The following is a 26,291-nucleotide window of genomic DNA, read 5'->3' as shown; positions in this document are numbered from 1 at the left end:
ACAGTATTCTAATTTTATTTATAATTTTTCCTAATTAACATATTTTATACAAATAAAAAAGAATTATTATATGGTATTCTGTTTTTTTTTATGGTATAATATATTTAATAAATAAAATTATAGAAAAGGAGCAGGGAAAATGAAATTAGGAGACAATGTAGATATTATAGCACCGTTAAACGTAAAAACAGCTGATATAAAAACTGGCTATCTTTTATTAAATCCGACAATGGTAAATAATGGAAAAATAGAAAATTTTGACAATGCAGAAGTTCCAGAAAGATACAAAAATGGAAAAAATAAGATAGCTGATAAATATTTTGTGAAAAAAAACGATGTGCTATTTCAGGCAAAAGGGAGTAAAATAGAAGTTGTCTATGTAGATCAGGATTATGAAAATGTTCTGCCTGCCACACTCTATTTTATTTTAAGAGCTAACGAAAAAATAAATCCCAAATATCTTCAATGGCTTTTAAAAACAGAATTATTATTACTCTATTTTGAAAAAAAATACAAGACAATGAGTGCAGTCAGAGCAGTAAATAAATCTGATATTGTCGAACTGGATATAGATCTGCCTGAAAGGGAAGTTCAGGATAAAATGGTAGAGATAATAACGAGTTTTGAAAATGAAGAAAAGAATACAATAGACTATCTAAAAATCAAGAAAAAATATATTGAAGAAAAAGTTCTTGAAAAGAATCAGGTGAGAATAAATGAAAAATAAATTTTTTAAACTTATAGAAGAAGAATTAGAAGACAAAAAAAATTCTAAAAAAATAGAGTTTTTTAAAATATCGCTATTGTTATATGCCGTTTCTGTAAGTAAAGTTGTTTATGAAGAATTGGAAAATTTAAGAGACGATAATTATCTATTTTTGGAATATTTAAATTATTTAGGATTTGAATATAACTTAGAAACTTCGTATTTGGAAAATGTAAAAATAGCGTCAGATAAACTGGGAATATTTAAAGAAACATATGATATGATTATCAGTCATCCAAGCAAAGATGAGTACATCGAATGTTTAGAAGAAATGGAAATGGAACTAAAACTTGATATTTTAAGAGGAAGATATATAAAAATAGCGAAAAATTATACAGATAACATAATAAATCTGTCTATTATGCATGACAGCAGTATTAATCAACTAGTCTTATTGCTTTTGGGCATTCAGGATGATGAAATCCTATACAATATTGATTTTTTTGAAGAAAATAATTTTTATAATGAAAAAATAAATAATACTGAAAAAAATGTCATTATTAAACTCTTATCTTCTATGGCAAATTTAAAAACAGAAAACAAATCTGCAGTAATCATAACAAAGGACACACATTCTGATAAACTGATATACGATTTAATAAAAAATACAAAAAAAGGTATCGTAGAAAAGGAAGCCATCTATTCATTAAAAGCTCATGAATTAGAAGAAATTATAAAAATGGATAAAATAGAAAGTATAATTTCCATGCCTCTTAATGGTATCCTAAAAAATCAGATAATAATATTTAATGAAGAAAAAATTAATAAAAACAATATCTTCTTTATTCAATCTCAACATTTTTTTGAAAAAGGAAGTGAAAAGATAAAAATAGAAAATCTTAAGGATCTGTCAGAAATTTTTGAAAAAAGAGAAGAAATAAATGGTATTTCAAGATCAATACCAAATGAAACCATCTTAAATAAAGGATGTAATTTAGATATCTTAAATTATGTTTTTAAAACAAAGGAAAAAGTTGATTTGGAAAAATTAAAACAAAAAAAAATTAACAGTTTTGACTTGATGAAAAAAAGCAGTAATGAATGTGATAATTTAATAAACAAGTATTTGGAAGAAATTAATTAAAAGGCTGTTTAAGCAGCCTTATTTTATTCTACACAGTTTAAATCGAAGTAAATCATTTACTGTTTTCGTGTTTGATGAAAATATTTTTATTCAAAGTCTTGACACTATAAAAAATATATCGTATAATCTTATTAAAAGAAAACAGAAACTCAATTACTGTACAAATAAAAAATAAGGAGATAAAAAGATGAAAAAAATTACATTTATTCTAATTTCGTTGTTTTCACTTGTAGCTTGCGGTGGCGGAGGTGGAGGTGGAGGAAATTCTTCAAACAATCCAACCCCAACACCTCCAAATACAAATACTGGTAATTCAAACACTCCGAATCCAGCTCCTCCTAAACCATCTTATAACACTTTTAATGGAGAAATTATAGCAGCTGATAATGATAACTATAACATTCCTTATCGTCGAAGACTATCAGATGTTGATGGAGGCGAAAACAGTAAATTCAACTATTACGGAAATATAAAATGGAATGGGAATTTTAGTTACAATAGCAATAATCCACAAAATAATTCAGAAAGATATTATACAGGTTACAATGTTAAGGTTGGTGTAATAGATACTGGATTTACTGGAGATTATTATGATGATTTATACCGTGAAGTAAAAAATATAACAAGAGTTTACAGTTCACGAAATTCTGGTGATGAAGATCATGGCTATATGGTAACAAGCCTTATAGCGGGAAAAGAAGGAATTGCACCTGATGCCGATATGTATGTTATTGATGGAACAGATAATGAAGATACTGACAAACTTAACGTTACAACTGATTTGTACCAAAAACTGTATGACAAAGGCGTAAGAATCTTTAATAATTCATTTGGAGCAGAATACGAAACTTACTCTGATAAAGGAGATGATTTTTATGAAAGTCAGCTTAGCAGAAGTACACTAGATTTTTATAAAACTGCTGTCGCTAATGGGAGCTTATTTGTCTTTTCTGCTGGAAATGAAGAATACAATACTTCTCTTCTTAGAGCCACGCTTCCATATTGGTTGCCTGAGTTAGAAGAAGGGTGGATTAATGTAAACGGTCTAACTTCAAAAACATCTGAACAAAAAGGAAACTTTAATTTTAGTAATTTTAAGCCTTTTGCAGGAGCTGCAGGGGCTAAAAACTGGACTGTAACTACTATTGCTGATTATTACATAGAAGTTGACGGATCAAGACGTGTTCGTTCTGGAACCTCATTTGCAGCACCACGTGTTACAGCGACAGCTGCTCTTATTAAGGAAAAATATCCTTTTATGACTGGTGACCTCTTAAGACAGACTATCCTTTCAACTGCAACTGATATCGGAGATGTTGGAGTGGATGATGTTTACGGATGGGGATTCTTGAATATTGACAAGGCTTTAAAAGGACCTGCATTATTTGATAAAAGACTTGCGCTTGGAGACGATGTCTACATCACTCTTGACGGCAGATCAAAACCATATGAATTTGATAATGATATTTCAGGAGATGCTGGATTAGTACTTCGTGGATCAGGGACTCTTATATTAAATGGAGCTGCTACTTATACAGGTGAAACAAACGTTGGAAACAATGTATACTTGAAAATCAAAAGAATGAATTCTCCAAGCACACTTTCCATAGGAAAAGAAGCCATCGTTGAAGTTTCCAGTTCAACTATAAATAATATTCAAAATGATGGTACATTTATAAACAATGGAAACTCAATAGCAAATAATGTTGTAATGACAAATGAATCTAAAATGTATTCTGATATCAATGCAAACTTAAAAGCAACAAATGCTGAAGTAAACGGAATAGTAACAGTCACAAATAACAATGGTGAATATTTAACAAAAAATGGTAAAAATATTGATATAATTACAGGAAACGTTACAGGTAATTCTGAAATAAAAAGTGATAATGGACTTATGACAGTCAACAAAATCAAAACTGAAAATTTATCAGCAAATATTTCAAGAACTGATACAATTGAATATGCAAAATCCTTAAATTCCGATACAGAACAACTAAATACTGCAAGACAAATTGAAACTGCATTGGAAAATGTTGACAAAAATTATGAAAGCGGAAAAAAAGAAGCAGGAATACTTGGTTCCAAACTTCAAACATTAAATTTAAATACTCTTGACAGTATGTCTGGTCAAATTTATGCATCGGCACAAGCTTTAACTTTTGAACAAAGTGAAACAGTAAACAAGAATCTTTCAAATAGAATCTCAATGTTAAGTAAAAGTATGGAAAATTTGGATAAAAAATTTGGTTTTTGGACAAGTGGAATTTTTTCAAAAGGGAATATTAAAAAAGATGGATTTGCTAAAGGTAATACATCTGTAAAAGGCGGACAAATCGGTTTCGATATGAAAATTAGCCCTGATGCAATTTTAGGAATTTCTGCAGATTACAGCAAGGGAAAAGTTAAATTTAATAGATATAATGGACAGTCAAAAGCTGATATGACAGGTTTATCGCTTTATGGACGGCAAAATTTAGGAAATTCATATATTGCAGGACGTGCTGGAATTGGATTTGCTGATAGTCGAGTAGAACGGGATATTATTGTTAATAATAATTATATCGAACATTCTAAAGTAAGTCATAATGATAACATAATTTCAGGATATTTTGAAACGGGATACGATATTAAAAATAAAGAAGGAGATTTTGCTGTAACTCCTTATGCCGCATTAGGTATGGACAAAGTTACACGTGGAAAATTCTCTGAAGAAAACACTAACTTTGGAATGAAGGCTGATAAAAAAAGTTATAATATGCCTTATGCATCAATCGGTATTAAAACAGTAAAAACTTTTGGAAAGACAGATATTACTGGATATACAGGCTATACTCAAGGACTCAATAAAAAGAATCTGGATTTTGAAGCCTCATACAATTTTGCACCTGATGCCAAATTTAAAGTAAAAGGAATAAATTATTCAAGAAACAAAATTAACGCGGGAATTGGAGTGAATACAGAAATTAAAAACGGAGCAAGCTGGTATGCAAATTATGACTACAAACACTCTACTGATAAATCAAAAGCTGATAATCACATGATTACAACAGGTATAAGATTTGAATTTTAAACCTAAAAATATAAGCAACATCAAAAAAAGCATCAATTTTTTTAATTAAAAATTAATTTTTTTAAAATAGCAATAAAAGTAACAGTTGTTATAATATATTTACCAAAGTTCAAAGGTAGATTGGAGGTTATAATGAAAAAAATATTGATGCTAGCTGGAGCTATGATCATTTCTGCAGTATCTTTTGCAGATTTACAAAGTACAATCAGAAGTCATTATAGTAATAAAAATATAGATTTGTCTGTTGTTTCAAAACCAAAACAAGAGGTGAAAAGTAGTGGAACTTCTTCTACAGCTGTAAGAGATCAAATTATTTCTTTTGCACAAACAAAACTAGGATCACCATATGTTTGGGGAGCAACTGGACCTAACACATTTGATTGTTCAGGCTTCGTTGGTTATGTATTCAAAAAAGCTGCTGATGTAAACTTACCGAGAGTTTCAAGTTCACAAGCAACATTTAAACCAAGAATTTCATCAATGAATATGACGAAAGGTGATTTGGTATTTTTTGAAACAACTGGAAAAGGTCGTATTTCTCACGTAGGTATTTATATGGGAAATAGACAGTTTATTCATGCTTCTTCTGGAAGTAAAAGAGTAACAGTTTCTAGTTTAGACAGTAACTATTACAACAAGACATTTAGATGGGCAATTAATCCATTTAGTTAAACTATAAACTATTTCTTATAAAATAAATATATTCTTTACATAAAAAATCTTGTATAGACAAGAAAAAACACAAAATTTAAATGATTTTGTAATAAAAAACTTTGGAACAAGGAGTTATATTTTATCTTTTGGTAAAATATTTCTCCTTTTTGTTTAAAAAATAAAAAATGTATCCCTAAACTTTTCAATTTTTATTGTCCAGTTTTTTTGATACATTTTTGAAATTTATTTTTTTATTTTAGATTCTCATATTCATTCATTAAGTCAATAATATGAGCATTTTCAACTTTATCATTATCAAGTTCAGTAAGCCATTCAATAAACTGGTGCTCGTCCTTATATCTTCCAGTAAGTTTTGATCTGTTGAAATCTTTTCTATAAAATTCCAGTATTCCACGCCGTTTTTTCCACAAACTGTAATGTCTTGCCTTGTATTTAAACATAAATCCATTTTCAGCACAAAATACAATACCTTCAGCATTTTCAAAATTATCATAATTTTCCATCAAGTCAATTATTTCGTCAAAGTCATTGCATTTTTTGATTTCTTTTTTCATTTTAATAACATTATCATCAAAATTCAGCTCTTTTAAAAATTTTTTACTAAAATTATTATCCACATGCACACCGTTTATAAATAAAGTGTTGTCAATAACATCCAGAATAAAAAGATGTTCCTTTCCAAAATAATCAACTATGTGCCTATCTTCATCTGAAACAGCCTCAAACACTATGGAGACATCATTTTCGCTACAAATTCTAAAAAGCTTATTTTTCATTCTTTCACTTGCTTTTTCAAAAAGAGTTTCAAAATATTTGACGTGTGTTCCATTTGTTACACTTTTTGTTGCAAATACAAATTTTTCATCAATAACTGAAAGTATTCCTAAGAATCCGTTGTATTTTTCGTAGGCTGTAACTGGGTAAACTATGTTGTTTTCAATATATTCTCTCGTAGAATATTTATTTTCGCCATAATTAAAGAATTTGTTATAGCTTCTTATTTTCACTTTTCCAGTTTCTGCATCCACAAAAAGTCCACGTGCCTTAATTGTCGAGTCATTCCACAATTTTTTCCGAAACACGTTTCTACCAAAATTTAATGAATACAAGTTCGGTTTTGTCTTTTTAACGCTGATTAGTTTACTTACAATCAATTTATTCACATCTTCATCGGTTGTCAAATTTATCTGCTTGTTTTCTTTTGCCTTTTCCAGTTCGTGTTGCAAATAATCTCTATCGTAAACAGTGTTTATAACTGATTTTTGCAAAATTTTATCTGGCATTACATCCAAGTATTTCAGTTCTCCACCATACTCAACTTCTCCTTCCAGACAAATTGAATGTTCAGTCGAATTTACACCTCTATGCCCATGAACCTGCACAAAATCCTGACATTTACCTTTCAAATAATTTTCTTCATAAAGTTCTCCAATTTCTGTTTCAAAGCTTCCAACGCCGTTTATCATTTCGTTAGTCGATACAAGTGCCAAGTTCGGCACAAAAGACAGTCCTGCATGTATACAAAGAATTTTATGATTGTGAAATTTAAAGGCATAACATTGTCTTAATTTCTTATAAAATTTACGAATTTCCCTTTTAAAACTATCAATATTTTTTTCATTTTCCAAAATTGCTGGCAAAGTTACATTTAAAAATTCCTTTGAGTTAATTTTAAAGTCATTGGCAAAATTTTCGAGATGAATTTCGTGATTTCCTTCAATCATTATAACATTTTCCTTTTTATATAAATCCAGCATTAACAAAAGTGTCTGTTTATGTTCAATTCCTCTATCCAAAAAATCTCCTAAAAATACATACAAGGTATTTTTATCAAAATCCTTCACAATTTCAGAAATCGCTGTAAAGCACGAATGAATATCCCCAATTATTCGAACTTTATCATATTTTCCTGTTACATCAGCAACATAAAAGTTTATAATCTCATTTATGTCAAAAATTCTTTTAAAACTTCCTGAAAGTTTTTCATTCTGAATATTCCTAAACATTCGACTTATAACATTTTCATCAACCTGCTTATAGCTTTCTCTCTTTTTATTATTTTTAATACACTCTTCAAGTGGCGTATCAAGCTGGTAATAATAAATTGTATATTTATACTTGTCTGCAAGAGCCTTGTAGGAGTTCATTGCCCTTTTTGTAGCATGTGTCGCATCAACAACTGTAAATTCTCCCTTTTTCATTCTTTCTTCCAGACAGTTAAAAAGCATTTCCCAAGCCAGCCTGTCATTTTTCTGCGAAATCTCAAAATCTCCAAATTTTGTCAATTTAGGATTAGAAATTAAAAGTCTAAACTTATCAGCTTCAAGAGTGTATGGTTCCAAATTATTTTTCTTGATAAAGGTACTTTTCCCACTTCCGACTGTTCCACGTAGCAGTAATAATGTTCTCATTTTTTCTCCTTTTTATTTTTCTTCTTCAGGATAAGTCATTCCCCATTCTTTTCGTAAATTTGTCATAATATCCATTACATCTCTTGTGTATTCTAATTTCATTTGATTAATTCCAGATTTTACAGATTTTTCCATATTTTGCATTTCATACTGAAGTGCATTTGCTGTTATTCCTTCTTCGATTTCTTCTATTTCTCCTGTTTCTGTATAAACAATTTTAGCTTTATCAGCTCTCGGGTATTCAAGAACTTCAATGTATGCTTTTTCACAAGCAATTACAACTCTTTTTGGCTGTTTTGAATGAAGTGTCAGAGCAATTGTTGACATTTGCTGTTCCTTATTCATCATAATTATTCCCACTTGCTCATCTACGCCAGTTGGAGCATATTTTACTTGAGATAGGACATTATCAGGTTTTGAAGTCATAAATAATCTTGTGATTGAAATTGCATAAACACCTATATCAAGTAATGCTCCTCCAGCTAAATTTCTGTTAAAGAATCTGTTATTCATGTCATATTCCTTATAACTTCCAAAATTAACCTGAATCATTTTTACATCGCCTAACTTACCTGAATTTACTATATCTGATAATTTTGTGTAAAGCGGCATATTAAAGATTGTCATTGCTTCACCAAGAATAAGATTTTTTTCTTTTGCAATTTTTACTGCTTTTTCCAGCTCTTCACTATTTAAAGTAATTGATTTTTCACAAAGCACATGTTTCCCATTTTTTAATGCTTCGAGCATAAATTTTATATGTGTATTATGTGGAGTTGTAATATAAATTATATCACTTTTCTTATCAGTAAACATATCGTCTATTTTTTCATAAACTTTTTCTGCACCATATTTTTCAGAAAATTCTACAGCTTTATCATAAGTTCTGTTTGCCACAGCATATAATTTTTTCCCCATTTTTTGAAGTGCCTGCGCCATTTCATTTGCAATTACTCCTGTTCCTAAAACTGCCCATTTTAATTCTTTTTCCATAACTTCATTCTCCTTTTAAATCAGCTATAGTTATTTCTTAATTTTTTAAATATTTTTTCAATTTATCACTCATATTTATTTTAAAATTTTCATAATCTTCTTTCATTTTTGAATCATTTTCATGAATTTTTCCATCTTCATCTACATATCTTATAAGTTTCCCCTTAAAATCCAGATAATATTTTTTCTCTCTAATCGATTCATCAATTACTGGATATTCTTCTTCTCCAGTTTTATCATCAATTATCGGTTCTCCGTATTCTATTACTGTAAATTTATCATATATGAAATATACCTTTCCATTTTTTATATAGTATTCTATCTCATTAGTTGCATCAGCTATAACTACATTATTATAATCATTGATATTAACTATTTTTTTTAATTCATTTCCGTTATAATAATAGTTAATTTCTTCTGCACCACCATCAATACGTCGAGTTTCTGTTTTAACAGTTAGTTTTTCCTTGTCTGTATTTTCCTTTTCCCTTATTATTTCCTGAATTAATGGATTTTCCTTAATGGCAGCGGTTACAGCAACATTAAACGTAAAAAAACATAATACTGTCAGCGTAAATTTCAACATCATTTTTTTCATGACACCACATCTCCTTTTATATAATAATTATAATTTATTTAAAGCATATTTTCTAATTGCCTTTGCCACTCCATCATTTTCATTAGTGTCAGTTGTATATTTAGCGGCGTTTCTTGCTAATTTGGAAGCATTTCCCATTGCAACCCCATAATTTGCATATTCAAGCATTTCAACATCGTTATTTCCATCACCTATTGCCATTACTTCTTCCTGCTTTATTCCCAGTTTTTCTGCTAAATTCTTTAATCCAGTTCCTTTATTATAGCCTTTTGGCAATACTTCATAAACATAAGACTGACTTAATACGCCTTCGTATCTCTCTTTTATCATATCTTCATATTCTGTCTGAAATTTTTTCATTTCTTCTGGATCTCCTAAAAACATAACTTTGACTATTTTATATTTCCCACTTTTCGCTTCTTCCAAAGTTATATCTGTAATGTCCGAAAATACAAACTGAGCGTCCATAATAAGCTCTTTAGTTGGTTTTCTACCAATGTTAAAATAATGCGTTTCATCAACTAATGTAAAGTTTATGTCATATTTTTCAGAAAATTTATATAAATGTTCCATATCGTCAGGTGTAATCTCTGCACATTCTATCAGTTCCCAGTCTTTTGTTTTATGAACTGAACATCCATTATTTAAAATAACATATCCCTCCTGATCCAGTTCTTGCAACCCAAGTTCTTTATAAAACGGTAAAATCCCATATAAAGGTCTGCCTGTACACAATACAATCTTTATACCAGCTTCTATTGCTTCGTGAATTGCTTCCTTTTGTGCTTTTTCAATGTGCTTTTTCTCATTTAACAAAGTTCCATCCATATCAATTGCAATTAATTTTATCATACTTTTTTCTTCCTTTCTTCATTCTGATTAAAATTACAATATTAGTATACTTTATTTTCCCCATTTTTCAGGATTTTTACTCCATTCCAAAGCAATTCCCGCTTCATTTTGTGTCAAATAATCAGTTTGTGCTAATAATCTTATTAAAACATCAAAATTTGAAAGCGAACTGAACTTGCAGTTATATTTCGCATAATTTTCTTTTGCGCTGTCAAATCCGTAAGAAAAAATTGATTTTACTTCCAGTTCCCTTACTTCTTCCTTTTGCAGTACATCAACTGCTATAAGGCTACTCTTTCCTGTTGTAATTAAATCCTCAATTACAACAACTTTTTTCCCTTTAACTTCTGCACCTTCAATTTGTTTTCCAGCACCATGGTCTTTAGGTTTATTTCTTACATATGCAAGTGGCTTTTTCATTCTGTCGGCGATAAATGAGGCCCAAGGAATTCCTGCTGTAGCCACTCCCACAATTACATCCACATCTTTATCAATTCTTTCCACAAATGCTTCTACAATTGTGTCTCTCTCTTTAGAAAAACCTAAAACATAACGGTTATCACAGTAAATAGGGCTTTTTATTCCAGAAGCAAATGTAAACGGCTCTCCTACGTTAATTTTCACTGCTTTTACATCAAATAATGCCTTTGCTACTTTTTCTTCTAATGTTAAATTAGTCATAATTTTATTTCCTTTCATCTTTCAAATTTTGATTTTTATTCTTTATAATTTAATTTTCAAATTTAATTATAAAATTCAATTTCTTTCCCATTTTTCACATTTTCCTGAATTTTCCCATTTTCATAAACAATTTTCCCATTTACAATTGTCATTATATTTTTTCCTTTTAATTTCCAATTTTCATAAGGAGTCCATCCACATTTTGACTCAATCGTGTCATCTATACCAACAATCCATTCTTTCTTAGTATCTACAACTATTATATCTGCAAAATACCCTTCCTGCAGTTTTCCTCTTTTTAAAATTTTCATTATCTTAGCAGGATTTTCACACATTAACTTTTGAATCATTTCAAGTGAAATTTTTCCTTTATTATAGGCATTTATCATAAGAGCAAGCGAAGTTTCAACTCCCGGCATACCAAAAGTAACTTTTTCCAATTTTTCTTTGATTAAATGCGGTGCGTGATCAGTCCCAATTGTATCTACTTCTCCACGATTTATAGCTTCCCACAAAAATTCATTGTCAGATTTTTCTCTTAATTCAGGCTTCATTCTCAAAAGCATTTTGTTTCGCTCTGTACTTTCTCGAATTTCAGTATTTAAAAACAAATGATGCGGCGTAACTTCTGCATAAACTGGATGTTTTTCTGTATTCAGATTTCCATCTTTTTTAGCATTTATAACTTTTTTCAATTCTTCTGCCGATGGGATATGGCATACATAAAGTCCTTTTCCATAATTTTTATTGAGTTCTATTGCTTTGTCAATCATTTCATGCTCTGCGTGAACTAGTACTAATTTAGAATTTTCAAAGACTTTCTTCAAAATTTCATTATCTTCAATAAGCATTTCTCCAGTCGTAACATTCATAAAAATTTTTACTGTATTCGCTTCACTATTTTTCAAAACTTTTTTTATTTCCTCAACATTATCATTTTTACTCCCACCAAAATGCAGTCCAAAATTTATAATGGACTTCTCACTTGCCAATTTTTTCTTTTCCTGCAAACTTTCCAATGTTGCAGTTGTCGGAATTGTATTTGGCATATCATAAAAAGTTGTAACTCCAGCTTTTGCACAAGCACGTGAACCTGTTCCAAAATCTTCCTTATACGTAATTCCAGGCTCTCTCATATGTGTGTGAACATCAATAACTCCTGGCATTATCAATTTCTGATTAACATCAATAATTCTCACATTATCTTTACTTTCAAATTCTTTTACATCAATGTTTTCAGAAATTTTTTCAATAATTTCTCCATTTATCAAAATTTCAATTTTATGTCCAAAAACGTCTGTTCCATTTTTTAGAATAATAATTTCTTTTTTTTCCATTTTTATTCTCCAATTTCACTATTTTTACAATTTATAATTATTTTTAATATTTTTCTTAAATTAAAACCTCAGAAATTTCCTCCAAAATCAATTTCGCACTTTCCACAGGATTTTCAGCCTTAGTTATTGGACGCCCAACTACAAGAAAATCCACTCCCTGTCTTATCGCGTCTGCTGGTGTCATAATCCGTGTCTGGTCATCATCACTTTTCCCATCAGCATTTAATGTAAATTTAGGACGTACTCCTGGACAAACTGTCACAAAATCCTTCCCTAATTTCTCTTTCACATCTTTTGCCTCCTGTGGCGAACATACAATTCCATGCATTCCGCTGTTTCTAGCAAGTGTAGCAAGATTTAAAACAATTTCCTCCAATTTTAGTTTACTTTTAAACATTTCAAAAATATCATTTTCTCCCAAGTTTGTCAAAATCGTAACTCCAATTAAAAGACTTTCTGATTTACTTTCCTTAACTAATTCAGCAACTTCCCTCATAGTTTTACTTCCATTTGAGCAATGGATATTAAACATAAACACATTTTTTTTAATAGCATTCGCACAAGCCATTTTCACAGTATTTGTAATATCGTGAAACTTCAAGTCTAAAAATACTTTCTTTCCTTTTTCATGCAAGTAATCAACTAATTTTCCATCTGTATTAAGATAGCTTTCCAGTCCAACTTTGTACATAGAAATATTATCTCCCAGTTCTTTCACTAGCCTTTTTGCATCTTCCATATTATTATAATCCAATGCAACAAATATTCGCTCTTTTGCTTTTTCATCAATTTTAGCCATTTTTTAACTATCCTTTCTTTTAACTTCTCTTATTTCAAACGCTCCTATAAAAATCAGAAACAGAAATTCTATTGCAACTATCGGGAATACTGTAAAAAGTGGATTCGATTTAAAAACAGCAATCAATACCATCATTACAAGGTGTAAAAAAGTTGTGATTCCCCATGCTTTATAGTGAAGTGTAATCTTATATTTTTGATCAGCTGATTCCACATTTATAACTTTTTTTGGTGTTTTTGTAAAAAAACTGTTATATACCTGCAATGTCTGCTCACCATAATCAAGATCAACTTCATTTTTTACATTTTTTAATTCTTCCACTCTTTCGTTATTTATTCTTAATTTTAATACACCATTTTTATTATTTTCAAGCATTTTTGATTCTATTAGAATTTTAGGCATTTAATTTTTCTCCTCTCTTTAATTCAAAAATTTGAAATTAAGTTACTAAACAAATTTATTGAATTTGTATTTCATCTTCCAAAATTATTTTTTCGCAATAAAAGCATTTATATTTTGTTTTTTCTTCCAAATTATTTTCATTTAAATCTTCTTCTACGCGGATAAATTTTGTTTCAATATTTTCGTGATTTGAAATACATTTTGGATTATCACATTTCATAAGTCCGATAACTTTATCCAATTTATCTAATTTTGATTTTTCTACAACTTCATAATTGTCAATAATATTTATTGTAACATTTGGAGCAAGCAGTGAAATATTATTCAACTCTTTTTCTTCAAGTATTTTTTCTTCAATTTTTATAATCCCTTTTCTTCCAAGTGAGCTGCTTGGCATATTTGTTGCAACTGTTATTCTTTCACTGTATTCTTTTAATTTTAAGATTTCCACGATTGCAAAAACTTTTTCTGACGGGATATGGTCTATTACAATTCCATTTTTTATTGCCCGTATCAGTAATTCTCTTCCTTCAGACATAATCTTTTCCTTTCCAAATATAATTTTCTATTCTAAAATAATAAATTTACAGAAAAAAATTCCTTATCCTTTTTTAAAACAGTCATCATCATTGCCTGCCTCACAGGAATCCCATTTTTAGCTTGCTTGAAATATAAAGCATATTTTGTATTGTCCAAATTTTTGTCAATTTCATCAACTCTTGGCAAAGGATGTAAAATTATCATATCGTCCTTACATTTTTTTTCAATATTTTCACGATTTATAACGTAAATTCCCTTCACTTTCTCATAGTCTTCAACATCTGGAAATCTCTCTTTCTGAATTCTAGTCATATAAAAAACATCAATTTTATCAAGACAGCCTCTAAAATCCTCCAGAATTTCATATTTTATATTATGTTTTCTCAAATCTTCCAGTAAATAATCAGGCATTTGCAAGATTTGTGGCGCTACAAAATAAATCGTTGGATTAAAATGTGTAAGTGCCTTTACCAGCGAATGAACTGTCCTTCCATACTTCAAGTCTCCAACAAATGCAATTTGTAAATTCTCAAGCGTACCTTTTTCCTCCAGAATTGTATACAAATCAAGCAATGTCTGGCTAGGATGCTGATTAGAGCCATCTCCCGCATTAATAACAGGTTTTTTTGATGTTTCTGAAGCAAGTCGTGCCGCGCCGTCAAATGGATGACGCACAACAATCACATCTGAATACGCTTCCACCATTTTTATCGTATCCGTAAAAGATTCCCCTTTTTTTACAGATGACTGACTCACAGGCGGTAATGACAGGATATTTGCCCCAAGTCGCATTGCGGCAGATTCAAATGACATTTTAGTACGTGTACTTGGCTCAAAGAATAAAGTTGAAATAATTTTTCCATGCAAAAACTCTAATTTCTCCTCTTCCGAACAATTTTCAATTTTTCTTGCCAGTTCTAAAATATCAAGAATTTCATCTTTTCCCATATCATTCATAGAAATAATATTTTCCACCACTATCTCTCCCTTGAATTTTAATATTTATAGTCAATCCATTTAAAAATAAGAGTAAAAATATACAAAAACAATGGATTGGTTGTAGATAACATCCTAACTTTCTACTCTCGTTTTAAACTAGAATTACTATATTTTTCTTAAATTTATGATAACAAATTTTAATGGCATTTGCAAACTTTTATTTCATTTCAGGTGTTATATAAAAATTCTAAATGATTATTATATTTTATTAAAAAAAAATTAAAAATATATAGAATATTGCAATATTTTTTGGTATAATTAAAAATAAATAATAAAATGGGGGAATATTATGAAAAATTTAAAAATGAAAATTTTAGCATTACTTTTTTGTTTGATTTTTGCATGTACAAAAGAAAATATTGAAACAGACTTTTCTCAAATTGAAAAAAATGATAAAACAATAATTATTGCATCATTTAATGCTCTTCGGCTTGGAGAAAAGCAGAAGGATTATAAGGCATTTTCAAAAATTCTGGCAAATTTTGACTTGATTGGGCTGGAAGAAGTTATGAATGAAAAAGGGGTGAAAAAGGTTCAGGCACATTTACAAAAATTAACGAAAGAAAAATGGGATTATATAATTTCAGAAGACTCTGTTGGAAGTGAAAATTACAGGGAGTATTATGCTTTTATTTATAGGCGTGATAAATTTTTAGAAGCGAAAGGACTTGGATTTTATAAAGAAAAAGATGAAAATGAGTTTATGCGTGAACCTTATGGAGCTTATTTTAAGGCGGGAAATTTTGACTTTGTCTATATAATCGCCCATTCAGTTTTTGGAGACAAGGAAAAGCAGAGATTGCTGGAAGCGGCAAATTATGTGAATGTTTATGAATATTTTTCAAAACTAACTGATGAAGATGATATAATTATCGCAGGGGATTTTAATACAGCAGCAGACAATATGGCATTTAAAAATCTTTCTGATAAATACAACGTTTCCTATATTTTAGAGCCAAATGAGAATTTAACAACACTTTCAGACAATAAACTGGTAAGCTCATACGACAACTTTTTTATCAATTCAAAAAAGACAAAAGAATTTACTGGAAATTCTGGCGTTTATAACTTTATAAAAAATAATAATTATGCTATAATAAAAAAATATGTATCAGACCATTTGCCAATTTTTTCAGAATACTCGATAACAGAAGATTTGGATTGAATATTTTAAAAATCGGCAGATAATTTATTTTTTAGAAAGGGGATTAATGGAAAAGAAAAATTTAGATAAAAAACTGGTTTATAAGAAAGTGCTTACTATTGGACTCCCTGTAGCGATAGAAAATATGATTTATGCGCTTATGAACTTTATTGACATGTTTATGGTTGGAACTGAAAATGTGGCACTTGGGCTAGGAACTGTTGCAGTTGCGGGACTGGGATTTGCAAATCAGATGTTTATGATTTTTATGACATCACTTTTTGGAATGAATAGCGGTGGTGGAATTTTAGCGGCACAGTATTTTGGAAATAAAGATTATAAAAATTTGAAAAAATGTCTTGGAATAACGATAATTATAGGATTTTTATTTTCACTTTTATTCCTGTTTGCTGGACTATTCACGCCAGAACTAGTAATTTCAATATTTACGAAAGATAAAAAAGTTATAAAGATAGGGGCAGAATATTTAAAAATTGTAGCTTGGACTTATCCACTCATAGGAATTGGATTTGCCTTTAATATGGAACTTCGTGCAATTGGAAAAACAAAATATTCCTTTTATTCAAGTTTCATCGGACTTTTAATAAATGCCACTATAAATTATACACTAATTTTTGGACATTTTGGATTTCCTGCAATGGGAGTACGTGGAGCAGCAATTGCTACTGTTATCGCAAGAATTATAAGCACAGGCTATATTATTTTTATAATTTACAAGTTAAAATTACCAATTGCTGGAAAAATAAATGAATTATTTGATTTATCTTTAGACTTTTTTATAAAAGTTATGAAAATATCACTTCCTGTATTTATTCACGAAATACTATGGGTACTGGGAGCAAGCATGTACGTTGTAATTTTTGGAAGAATGGGAACCGATTTTGCAGCCTCTGTTCAAATTGTAAAATCTATAAGCAGCCTTGTATTAACGTTATTATTTGGTCTTTCAAGTGCAACAGCGGCTATAATTGGAAATGAAATTGGAGCAGGGAGAGAAGAAAAAGCCTACGATTATTCAATAATTCTTATAAAAGTAGCTATTATTTGCGGAATCCTTATTGGAATTTTTGTATTCCTTTTCAGCCCGCTATTATTAACACTGATGAAAGTCAATCCACGAATTTACCCATTAACGCGAGAAATTATAGCAGCAGAAGTATTTGTAATTTTCATAAAGGCAATAAGTTTGCAATTATTAGTTGGAATACTACGTTCAGGAGGAGATACACTTTGGACAATGTTTGTAGATTTAATACCCCTCTGGTTTATCGCAATTCCAATCACATTTTTTGCTGGACTGCATTTAGGATTGCCAGTAGCATTTGTGTATTTAATTTCCTGCAGTGATGAAGTTATAAAAATAATTCCATGCTTAAAAAGATTAAAAAGTAAAAAATGGATAAATAATCTGGTAAACTAAGAGAATTTTTTATATTAAATAACGTATAACTTTTATATCTAATTTTAAAGTGATTTTACTGTAAAACTTTCTAATAATAGACAGTAAACATCAAATTAATATGATTAACTAATAATTCTCAAACCAAATTAAATAATATATTACTGGAAATATATGAGAGAATATGGCAATATAAATTAATTTAACTTTTTAAATTAATAAGTTTTTACAGCTAGCAGTTATAGAAAGGTAATATTGATAAATGAATTTTAAAAGCAAAATTATAAACAAAAGAAATCTCATAATGAGTATCCTAATATTAAATATTTCCTGTTCAACAATAAAGACACCTCCATTAGGAGTCGATTACGAAAGCCCTTTAAAAAGCAGTAACAATGTCGAGTTTCACTATGATTTAACATATCTTGACAAAAATGGGAATATTCATTACGATAGACAAATTTGGGATGCAAGCTATAAAATTGTAGATGAGGCAAAAGACTACTTGATTGTAGAAATGTTTTTGTTTAATGACATTTATAATAAAGATAAGGAAAGTTATCCTGCATTTGCGAAAGAATACACAAGGCGACTTGTTAAAAAGAAAATGGAAAATCCAAATTTAAAAGTATATGTTCTGCTGGATGAAAATAACAATTTATATGGCGCATTTGAACATCCTTTCATTACACAAATGAAAAATGCTGGAATTGATATTATATTAGTTGATATTTTCAAATTAAAGGACACATTCCCTTGGTATTCGCCAATCTGGAGAACATTGATAAAACCTTCGGGAAATCCACAGAATAAAGGATGGATTGGTAATTTTTATGGTCCAATGTGGCCAAAACTAACATTAAGAAATTTATTAAGAGCATTAAATGTAAAAGCAGATCATAGAAAAATATTTCTAAATGAAGAAAATGTTATGGTTTCTAGTGCAAATATCCATGACCAAAGTTATTTTCACGAAAATATAGCAATATCAGCAGATGGTGAAATAAAAGATGAAGTTTTACGAGGATTACAGCTAGTAGCTAATTTTTCAAACGGCAAAATTGATATTTCCAGCAATGCTGTTGAAAAAAATAATAAAAACATAGATTTTGGAAACTTAAGTAAAAATGAGGAAAATCAAGAAAAAAATTCTCATAATAATGAAACCAAAATTGAACAGCAAGTAAAGGAAATTGAAAAAGAAAAAGTTAAATTTGTAGAAGCAGAAACTGAAAGATTTTCTAAAACTGGAGAGCTTCCCGACAAAAATTCAGATTTAAATAGGGAAAATTCTTCTAAAAATGAAAATAATTTGAAAAATGGAGATACTATAACTAAATTTGATGATGAAAATAACAAATATCAGTTGCAGTTTGTGACAGAAGCAAAAATTGGAGAACATTTAAATAAAGATATTGACAATGCAAAAGCTGGTGATGAAATTCTTATGGGGATGTATTTTCTTGCCGATAAAGGAATTATAAACAGGCTGATAAAGGCTGCAAATCGTGGAGTAAAAATACGTATCATCTTTGATAGAAGCCGGGATGCTTTTGGAATGAGTACCAATGGGCTTCCAAATAAACCTGTTTCTAAAAAATTGAAGAAAAAAACTAAAAATAAAATAGAAATTAAGTGGTATTTTACCAATAATGAACAATATCACACAAAGATAACACTAATAAAAAAAACAGACGGAAATGTTATAATACACGCAGGTTCTGCAAATTTAATCAAAAAAAACATACGCGGTTATATAATGGATGCTAATTTTAGAATTCTAACAAATGAAGATTCAAAATTAACAAAAGATATTTATTCGTATTTTGACAGATTATGGGAAAATAAGGATGGTTTGTTTACAATAAATTTTGATGATGAGCCAACCACAAAATCCAGTACAGATTTTATGTACAAAATACTAGATGCAACACAGTTAGGATCATTTTAAATAAAAAAACTTACTAAAATAAAGATTATTAAAGAGAGGATTAACAACAAATGAAAAGAAAAGCAATGTTTGTAGTAGTAATTTTAGCTATTGGGATGATGTCAGTTTCTTGTTTTAAAAAGAAAAAAGATACTAAAAATGACACTCAAACACAACAAGAGCAAAAAACAATTAATACAGATATTTTTAACCTTGGAGGACAAGCTCAAGGAAATCCCAATATACAAAATTTAACACCAGAAGAACAACAAAATCTAATTGACAACCAAATTGACCCTCTAAAAGTGTCAGAAGCGCTTACAAAAGCTCAAAATGGAGATAAAGAGGCAATTATGTCACTTGCACAACTTTATTACAATATGAAAAATTTAAATAAAGTAAAACAAATTTTGCAATATGGTGTAGATAAAAACTATCCTGAAGCAATTTATAACCTTGCTGTAATTCTAAAACAAGAAGGAAATACAGCTGAAGCTGAAAAAATGATGGCAAAACTTCCAAGAACTGCAACAACAACAGGAAGACAACAAATGCAAATGAGACAAATAAAAATGAGACCCGGTGCGGAAGCGTATAATAGAGGAGTAGACTTAATTAGAGCCAAACGATATAGTGAAGCAAGAGCTGAATTTGAAAAGGCTTATAACGCAGGAATAAAAGAAGCTGATGTTCGTATAGCACTTTTGAATAAACAATTAAAAAATAATAACGACGCTGTAAAATGGTTTCAAAAAGCTGCAAATCGTGGTGTAAAAGAAGCCAATTACGAAATTGGAGCGATTTTATATGATGGTGGAAAACAGTCAGAATCACGTCCATATCTAGTAAAGTCATATAATTCAGGAAATAAGGCAATGGCTATGCCAATCGCAATATCTTATCATCAGCAAAATAATATGGCAGAAGCTCTAAAATGGTACAAAATTGCCGCTAAAAATGGAGACAAAAATGCTGCTGCCGCTGTTGAAAGAATTGAAAAAGGTGGCGTTATTAATGAAAAAAGAAACAATGATAAACAACAGGCAAAAAGCAATACTATTCTAAGAAACAATAATTCTTCTCCGAGTTTAACAGAAAGCACTCTGAACAGTGTTAGAAGCAAAAATAAAGCTGAAGAAGAAGCAAAAATTGCAGAAAGACAAAAAATCGAAAAAAAACAGCAAGAAAAGTCTCAAAGTGTTGATGATATTATGAAAAGAAAACAAGAAGAATATAAATAATTTTAATATTGACATTTTAAAAAAAATAGTATATACTATTTTTGCGTTAAGTTATTAAATTATTAAACTTATTTTTAAAATAATGTTAAATATATATCTTAAAATCAGAAACAATTTAATATCAACTTATCAAGAGTGATACTAGGGACCGGCCCGTTTTGAGTATCCAGCAACCTGTATTAACAAGGTGCTAATTCCGGCATGTGAATGCGAAGATAAGAATTTTTATTCTCTTCCTAGCAGGAAGAGTTTTTTATTACTAACATCGTATAGTTTAAGATATAATAAATAACTAAACAAGAACTAGTAGAAAAATTAGGAGGAAATAAAATGACTAAAAAAATTTATTTTACATCAGAATTTGTATCACCAGGACATCCAGATAAAATCTGTGATCAAATTTCAGATTCAATATTAGATGCTTGCCTTGCAGATGATGAAAATTCAAGAGTGGCATGTGAAACATTTGCAACTACTGGACTTGTAGTTGTTGGAGGAGAAATTACTACTAAAACTTATGTAGATGTACAAAAAATAGTAAGAGATAAAATTTCAGAAATTGGATATAGACCTGGAATGGGATTTGATTCTGATTGTGGTGTGTTAAATACTATTCATTCTCAATCGCCTGATATTTCAATGGGAGTTGATACAGGCGGAGCTGGAGATCAAGGTATTATGTTTGGAGGGGCAGTTAATGAAACCGAAGAATTAATGCCTTTAGCACTTGTATTATCACGTGGAATTATTCAAAAATTAACTGAAATCACAAGAAATGGAACACTTGCTTGGGCAAGACCAGATGCGAAGGCTCAAGTTACATTGGCTTATGACGAAAATGGAAAATTATTGAATGTTGACACAGTTGTTTTGTCTGTGCAGCATAATGAAGATGTTACAAACGAACAAATTGAAAAGGATCTAAAAGAGCTTGTAATAAAACCTGTGTTAGAAAAATATGATTTGAATATTGAAAATGTGAGAAAATTCCATATTAATCCAACAGGAAGATTTGTAATCGGAGGTCCTCACGGAGATTCTGGATTAACTGGAAGAAAAATTATAATTGACACTTATGGAGGGTATTTTAGACATGGTGGTGGAGCGTTTTCTGGAAAAGACCCATCAAAAGTTGACAGATCAGCAGCTTATGCAGCAAGATGGATTGCCAAAAATATTGTTGCAGCAGGATTTGCTACAAAATGTGAAGTTCAATTATCGTATGCAATCGGTGTTGTAGAACCTGTATCAATTCGTGTAGAAACATTTGGAACTGGAACAGTTGAAGAAACAAGAATCGAAGAAGCTGTTGCAAAATTATTTGACTTGACACCAAATGGAATTCAAAAATCTCTAAACTTGAGAAAACCTTCATTCAGATATCAGGATTTAGCTGCATTTGGACATATTGGAAGAACTGATATTGATTTACCTTGGGAAAAGCTGGATAAAGTTGAAGGATTAAAAAAAGAATTGGAAAAATAGAAACTAAAAAGCCGCTCATCACGGCTTTTTTATTTTATTTCATTCTCAAATTTGATTTTTTATGCTTTTTCAGCCATCATATCCTTAACTTTCATAAGCCTTGTGATACTTGATCTTTCATTTTCATCAAGTTTCATCTGAATATAACGGATTGTTTCTTCAAGCTGTGGAATTGTCATATATTCCAATGCGTTTACACGCCGTCTTGTTTTTTCCACTTCATCTGCCATAAGCTGACATGCCTTTTCGATTTCTGCCAGTTCCAGCAAGTCTTTCATTACTCGATTCAAGCCATCAACAGCATCATCCAAATCAGCAGATGTTTGAGCATATCCATAAGGATAAGATACTTCTGCATTTTCCATATCTCTATTAAAAGTCATTGTTGGCACAATTACGCTCATTACATTTTTAGTTTTTATATTTGCTAAAAGTTTATCTTCTGAATATGCGATAGCATTTTCCAGCATTTCATCAGACATTACCCCTCTTGCAAGCAAAAAATCCTTAAATGAATTTTGTAATTTGCCTTCCACTTCTACACGCAATTTTCTATTTTGCTTTATCAAGATTATAAATTGACGCATAAGTTCATCCTGTTTGTCCTTTAACAGTTTATGTCCACTTTTAGCAGTTTTTAGACGTATCTTTAAACGGCTCAGCTCCATTCTTGTAGGATTTACATTTAATCTTGCCATAGTCTATTCATCTCCTGCAGGCAAATATTTTTCCAAATATTCGTCTCTAATTCTTTTCAACTCTGTTCTTGGTAATATTTTTAGTAAATCCCATCCTAAATTTAAAGTGTCTTCAATAGTTCTGTTATTATCAAACCCTTGAGCTACATACTGTTCCTCAAATGCAGTTGTAAATTTAACAAACGCTTTATCAGTTTCAGATAATGCTGATTCTCCTAGAATTACAGCCAGTTCCTTTGCTTCCTTACCTGTTGCATAAGCTGCAAATAATTGGTTCATTGTATCTGCATGATCTTCTCTAGTTTTTCCTTTTCCAATCCCTTTATCCTTCAATCTTGAAAGTGATGGTAAAACATTAATTGGAGGCATTAAATTCTGTTTGTATAAATCTCTTGACAAGATTATTTGCCCCTCTGTAATATATCCCGTCAAATCTGGAATTGGATGTGTCTTATCATCTTCTGGCATTGTTAAAATAGGTATTTGCGTAATTGATCCTTCACGCCCTTTAATTCTTCCTGCTCTTTCATAAATTGTAGATAAGTCAGTATACAAGTATCCAGGATATCCTCTTCTTCCAGGAACTTCTTTTCTTGCTGCCGAAACTTCCCTTAATGCTTCACAATAATTAGTCAAGTCAGTCAAAATTACAAGTACATGCATTCCTTTTTCAAATGCCAAGTATTCTGCACAAGTAAGTGCCATTTTTGGTGTAGACAGACGCTCAATTGCAGGATCGTTAGCCAAATTCATAAACAATACTGCCCTATCTATTGCTCCAGTTTTTATAAAGTCTTCCGTAAACGTCTGAGCTTCTTCAAATGTAATTCCAATCGCTCCAAATACTACCGCAAATTTTGAATCTGTTCCCAAAACTTTTGCCTGTCTTGCAATTTGAAGTGCTAGTTCTGCATGTGGAAGCCCTGAACCAGAGAAAATTGGTAATTTTTGCCCTCTAACAAGAGTATTCAAGCCGTCAATCGCAGAAACTCCTGTTTGAATAAATTCTGACGGATAATCACGTGCAACTGGATTTATAGCCGTTCCATTTATATCCAATGTCTTTTCAGGAATTATTTTTGGTCCATTATCTTTTGGTCGTCCCAATCCATCAAATACACGCCCTATCATATCTTCTGATACTCCAAGCGACAAAGGTCTGCCCAAAAATCTTACTTTTGAATCCTTTAAATTAATTCCAGCTGAATTCTCAAATAGTTGTACTACTGCCTTATCGCCATTTACTTCAAGTACACGCCCACGACGAAGCTCACCATTTTGTGTTTCAATTTCAACAAGTTCCTCATATTTTATTCCTTCAACACCTTCAACAACCATCAATGGTCCTACTATTTCCTTGATAGTTTTGTATTCTTTAAGCATTTGCTACACCTCCTTTATTTACAAGTTCATCAATTTCTTTTTCCAATTCTTTTGCTATTTCTTCAATTTTTCCTAACTCTGCCTCAGGTAAATATTTTGCTCTTGCAATTCTTTCTCTTACAGGCATTGCGATAATTTCATTTAAATAAGCTCCATTTTCAAGTCCTCTTAATCCCTCATCATAGAATTTCAATACTATATCAAGCATTTTATCCTGTTTTTCAAGTGAAGTATAAGTATCTGACTCCATAAACGCATTTTGCTGCAAGTAATCTTCTCTTATTGATTTTGCAATTTCCAGTTTAAGCTGATCTTTTTCTGACAAAGTATCCTTACCAACCAGTCTAACAATTTCCTGTAGACTATTTTCTTCTTGTAATAATGAAATTGCACGTGCTCTATTTTTAGAAAATTTAGTCCCTACATTTTGATCCATCCAGTTATCCACTTTTCCTTGATACAATGAGTATGAATTTAACCAGTTAATTGCTGGGAAATGACGTCTATATGCTAGATTGGCATCTAATCCCCAGAATACCTTAACAATACGAAGTGTAGCCTGAGAAACTGGCTCTGAAATATCTCCACCTGGAGGAGAAACCGCTCCGATAACTGTTAATGCTCCTTCTCTTCCATCTTTTCCAAGACAGATTACTTTTCCTGCTCTTTCATAAAATTCAGCGGCTCTTGAACCTAAATAAGCAGGGTATCCTTCATCTCCTGGCATTTCTTCAAGCCGTCCAGACATTTCCCTAAGTGCTTCTGCCCATCTTGAAGTAGAATCCGCCATTATTGCGACAGAGTATCCCATATCCCTAAAATATTCTGCAATTGTAATCCCTGTATAAATACTAGCCTCTCTGGCTGCAACTGGCATATTTGAAGTATTTGCTATAAGTACCGTTCTTTTCATTAGTGATTGTCCTGTTTTTGGATCGATTATTTCTGGAAATTCCATAAGAACGTCTGTCATCTCATTTCCACGCTCTCCACATCCTACGTACACTATAATTTCAGCATCTGCCCATTTAGCCATTTGGTGCTGCACAACGGTTTTTCCAGATCCAAAAGGTCCTGGTACACATGCAGTTCCACCTTTAGTTACAGGAAAGAACGTGTCAATTACTCTTTGCCCTGTAATCAATGGTGCTTCTGGATTTAATTTCTGCTTGTATTTTCTTCCACGTCTTACTGGCCATTTTTGCATCATTTGAACTTCTATCAATTCACCTTTTTCTGTTTCAATAACTGCGATTGTATCAGCTACTGTGTAGCTTCCACTTTTAATAGTTTTCAAAGTTCCTTTAATTCCTGCTGGAACCATAATTTTATGGCTTACAACTGAAGTTTCCTGAACAGTTCCCAGAATATCTCCAGTTTCAACTTCTGCTCCAGTAGACAAAACAGGCTCAAACTCCCATTTTTTATCTCTATTTAAAGGATTTACTTCTACCCCTTTATCCAAAAAGTCTCCTGCTATTTCCTGATATTCCTTTAGTGGACGCTGAATTCCATCAAACATCGCTTCAATAAGCCCAGGCCCTAATTCAACACTTAAAGGCTCTCCCGTTGTAAAAACCTCTTCTCCCGGACCAATTCCCGCTGTTTCTTCATATACTTGAATAGAAGCCTGGTCGCCTCTCATTTCAATAATTTCACCTATCAACTTTTTCTCTGAAACTCTTACCACGTCATATACATTGGCATTTTCCATACCTTCTGCAACAACAAGAGGTCCAGATACTTTTATTATTTTTCCTGTTTTCAATGAATTTTCTCC

The 26,291-nt window shown here is 30.7% G+C and carries 22 protein-coding genes and 1 riboswitch; of the genes, 9 read left to right on the top strand and 13 right to left on the bottom strand.

The genetic code is table 11. The features are described from left to right. Positions 1-139 precede the first annotated feature (139 nt). The 4 genes from LEBU_RS03925 (at position 140) to LEBU_RS03910 (ending at position 5,595) form a co-directional block, all read left to right on the top strand. Positions 140-727 (top strand): restriction endonuclease subunit S, encoded by a 588-nt coding sequence (locus LEBU_RS03925; RefSeq protein ID WP_015769035.1) that lies wholly within the window; start codon positions 140-142, stop codon positions 725-727. Next, a complete protein-coding gene (locus LEBU_RS03920; protein WP_015769034.1) occupies positions 717-1,850 on the top strand; it encodes an N-6 DNA methylase family protein in 1,134 nt (377 codons plus the stop codon). The genes LEBU_RS03925 and LEBU_RS03920 overlap by 11 nt, the downstream gene beginning before the upstream one ends. Positions 1,851-2,037: 187 nt before the next feature. Further along, positions 2,038-4,923 (top strand): autotransporter domain-containing protein, encoded by a 2,886-nt coding sequence (locus LEBU_RS03915; RefSeq protein ID WP_015769033.1) that lies wholly within the window; start codon positions 2,038-2,040, stop codon positions 4,921-4,923. Positions 4,924-5,055: 132 nt separating this feature from the next. Next, entirely contained in the window at positions 5,056-5,595 is a 540-nt protein-coding gene (locus LEBU_RS03910) for a C40 family peptidase (protein WP_015769032.1), read from the top strand. Positions 5,596-5,828: 233 nt separating this feature from the next. Here LEBU_RS03910 and LEBU_RS03905 read toward each other — a convergent pair whose 3' ends face one another. From LEBU_RS03905 to pyrB, 10 genes are all read right to left on the bottom strand, one after another. Continuing rightward, a complete protein-coding gene (locus tag LEBU_RS03905; protein ID WP_015769031.1) occupies positions 5,829-8,009 on the bottom strand; it encodes an RNA ligase in 2,181 nt (726 codons plus the stop codon). A gap of 12 nt (positions 8,010-8,021) precedes the next feature. Then, positions 8,022-9,002, bottom strand: a complete 981-nt coding sequence (locus LEBU_RS03900) for a Gfo/Idh/MocA family protein (RefSeq protein ID WP_015769030.1) — start codon at positions 9,000-9,002, stop codon at positions 8,022-8,024. Between the two features lie 37 nt (positions 9,003-9,039). Further along, positions 9,040-9,600 carry a hypothetical protein gene (locus LEBU_RS03895; RefSeq protein ID WP_015769029.1) on the bottom strand — a complete coding sequence of 187 codons (561 nt, stop codon included), beginning with the start codon at positions 9,598-9,600 and terminating at the stop codon, positions 9,040-9,042. A 27-nt stretch (positions 9,601-9,627) separates the two neighbouring features. Next, positions 9,628-10,452 (bottom strand): Cof-type HAD-IIB family hydrolase, encoded by an 825-nt coding sequence (locus tag LEBU_RS03890; protein WP_015769028.1) that lies wholly within the window; start codon positions 10,450-10,452, stop codon positions 9,628-9,630. Between the two features lie 51 nt (positions 10,453-10,503). Continuing rightward, entirely contained in the window at positions 10,504-11,133 is a 630-nt protein-coding gene (pyrE, locus tag LEBU_RS03885; protein ID WP_015769027.1) for an orotate phosphoribosyltransferase, read from the bottom strand. Between the two features lie 62 nt (positions 11,134-11,195). Beyond that, positions 11,196-12,470, bottom strand: coding sequence for a dihydroorotase (locus LEBU_RS03880; RefSeq protein WP_015769026.1), 1,275 nt, complete (start codon positions 12,468-12,470; stop codon positions 11,196-11,198). A 55-nt stretch (positions 12,471-12,525) separates the two neighbouring features. Continuing rightward, the gene (pyrF, locus tag LEBU_RS03875) at positions 12,526-13,269 is read right to left on the bottom strand and encodes an orotidine-5'-phosphate decarboxylase (RefSeq protein WP_015769025.1); all 744 of its coding nucleotides are present in this window, start codon (positions 13,267-13,269) and stop codon (positions 12,526-12,528) included. A 3-nt stretch (positions 13,270-13,272) separates the two neighbouring features. Further along, positions 13,273-13,671 (bottom strand): hypothetical protein, encoded by a 399-nt coding sequence (locus LEBU_RS03870; RefSeq protein ID WP_015769024.1) that lies wholly within the window; start codon positions 13,669-13,671, stop codon positions 13,273-13,275. Positions 13,672-13,726: 55 nt separating this feature from the next. Beyond that, on the bottom strand, positions 13,727-14,209 hold the full coding sequence (gene pyrI, locus LEBU_RS03865; RefSeq protein ID WP_015769023.1) for an aspartate carbamoyltransferase regulatory subunit: 483 nt from the start codon (positions 14,207-14,209) through the stop codon (positions 13,727-13,729). 32 nt (positions 14,210-14,241) lie between these two features. After that, the gene (gene pyrB / locus LEBU_RS03860; RefSeq protein ID WP_041760816.1) at positions 14,242-15,186 is read right to left on the bottom strand and encodes an aspartate carbamoyltransferase; all 945 of its coding nucleotides are present in this window, start codon (positions 15,184-15,186) and stop codon (positions 14,242-14,244) included. A 313-nt stretch (positions 15,187-15,499) separates the two neighbouring features. Between pyrB and LEBU_RS03855 the strand changes: the two genes are divergently transcribed. From LEBU_RS03855 to metK, 5 genes are all read left to right on the top strand, one after another. Next, a complete protein-coding gene (locus tag LEBU_RS03855; protein WP_015769021.1) occupies positions 15,500-16,375 on the top strand; it encodes an endonuclease/exonuclease/phosphatase family protein in 876 nt (291 codons plus the stop codon). Between the two features lie 46 nt (positions 16,376-16,421). Next, positions 16,422-17,795, top strand: coding sequence for an MATE family efflux transporter (locus LEBU_RS03850; RefSeq protein ID WP_015769020.1), 1,374 nt, complete (start codon positions 16,422-16,424; stop codon positions 17,793-17,795). A 283-nt stretch (positions 17,796-18,078) separates the two neighbouring features. Next, positions 18,079-19,725, top strand: coding sequence for a phospholipase D family protein (locus tag LEBU_RS03845; RefSeq protein ID WP_238974507.1), 1,647 nt, complete (start codon positions 18,079-18,081; stop codon positions 19,723-19,725). Between the two features lie 50 nt (positions 19,726-19,775). Continuing rightward, entirely contained in the window at positions 19,776-20,945 is a 1,170-nt protein-coding gene (locus tag LEBU_RS03840) for a tetratricopeptide repeat protein (protein WP_015769018.1), read from the top strand. A 123-nt stretch (positions 20,946-21,068) separates the two neighbouring features. Next, positions 21,069-21,167, top strand: a riboswitch (SAM riboswitch). Positions 21,168-21,275: 108 nt separating this feature from the next. After that, positions 21,276-22,430 carry a methionine adenosyltransferase gene (gene metK, locus LEBU_RS03835; RefSeq protein WP_015769017.1) on the top strand — a complete coding sequence of 385 codons (1,155 nt, stop codon included), beginning with the start codon at positions 21,276-21,278 and terminating at the stop codon, positions 22,428-22,430. A 59-nt stretch (positions 22,431-22,489) separates the two neighbouring features. Here the strand turns inward: metK and LEBU_RS03830 are convergent, their stop codons facing one another. The 3 genes from LEBU_RS03830 to LEBU_RS03820 are packed head-to-tail and all read right to left on the bottom strand — an operon-like array spanning position 22,490 to position 26,279. Continuing rightward, the gene (locus LEBU_RS03830; protein WP_015769016.1) at positions 22,490-23,128 is read right to left on the bottom strand and encodes a V-type ATP synthase subunit D; all 639 of its coding nucleotides are present in this window, start codon (positions 23,126-23,128) and stop codon (positions 22,490-22,492) included. A 3-nt stretch (positions 23,129-23,131) separates the two neighbouring features. Next, positions 23,132-24,511 (bottom strand): V-type ATP synthase subunit B, encoded by a 1,380-nt coding sequence (locus LEBU_RS03825; protein ID WP_015769015.1) that lies wholly within the window; start codon positions 24,509-24,511, stop codon positions 23,132-23,134. Further along, on the bottom strand, positions 24,504-26,279 hold the full coding sequence (locus LEBU_RS03820; RefSeq protein ID WP_203415708.1) for a V-type ATP synthase subunit A: 1,776 nt from the start codon (positions 26,277-26,279) through the stop codon (positions 24,504-24,506). Before LEBU_RS03820 ends, LEBU_RS03825 begins: the two co-directional genes overlap by 8 nt. Positions 26,280-26,291 lie beyond the last annotated feature (12 nt).

It is taken from the genome of Leptotrichia buccalis C-1013-b (assembly GCF_000023905.1).
In the GTDB taxonomy this organism is placed as follows: domain Bacteria; phylum Fusobacteriota; class Fusobacteriia; order Fusobacteriales; family Leptotrichiaceae; genus Leptotrichia; species Leptotrichia buccalis.
This window is presented reverse-complemented; position numbering and strand designations above follow the sequence as displayed.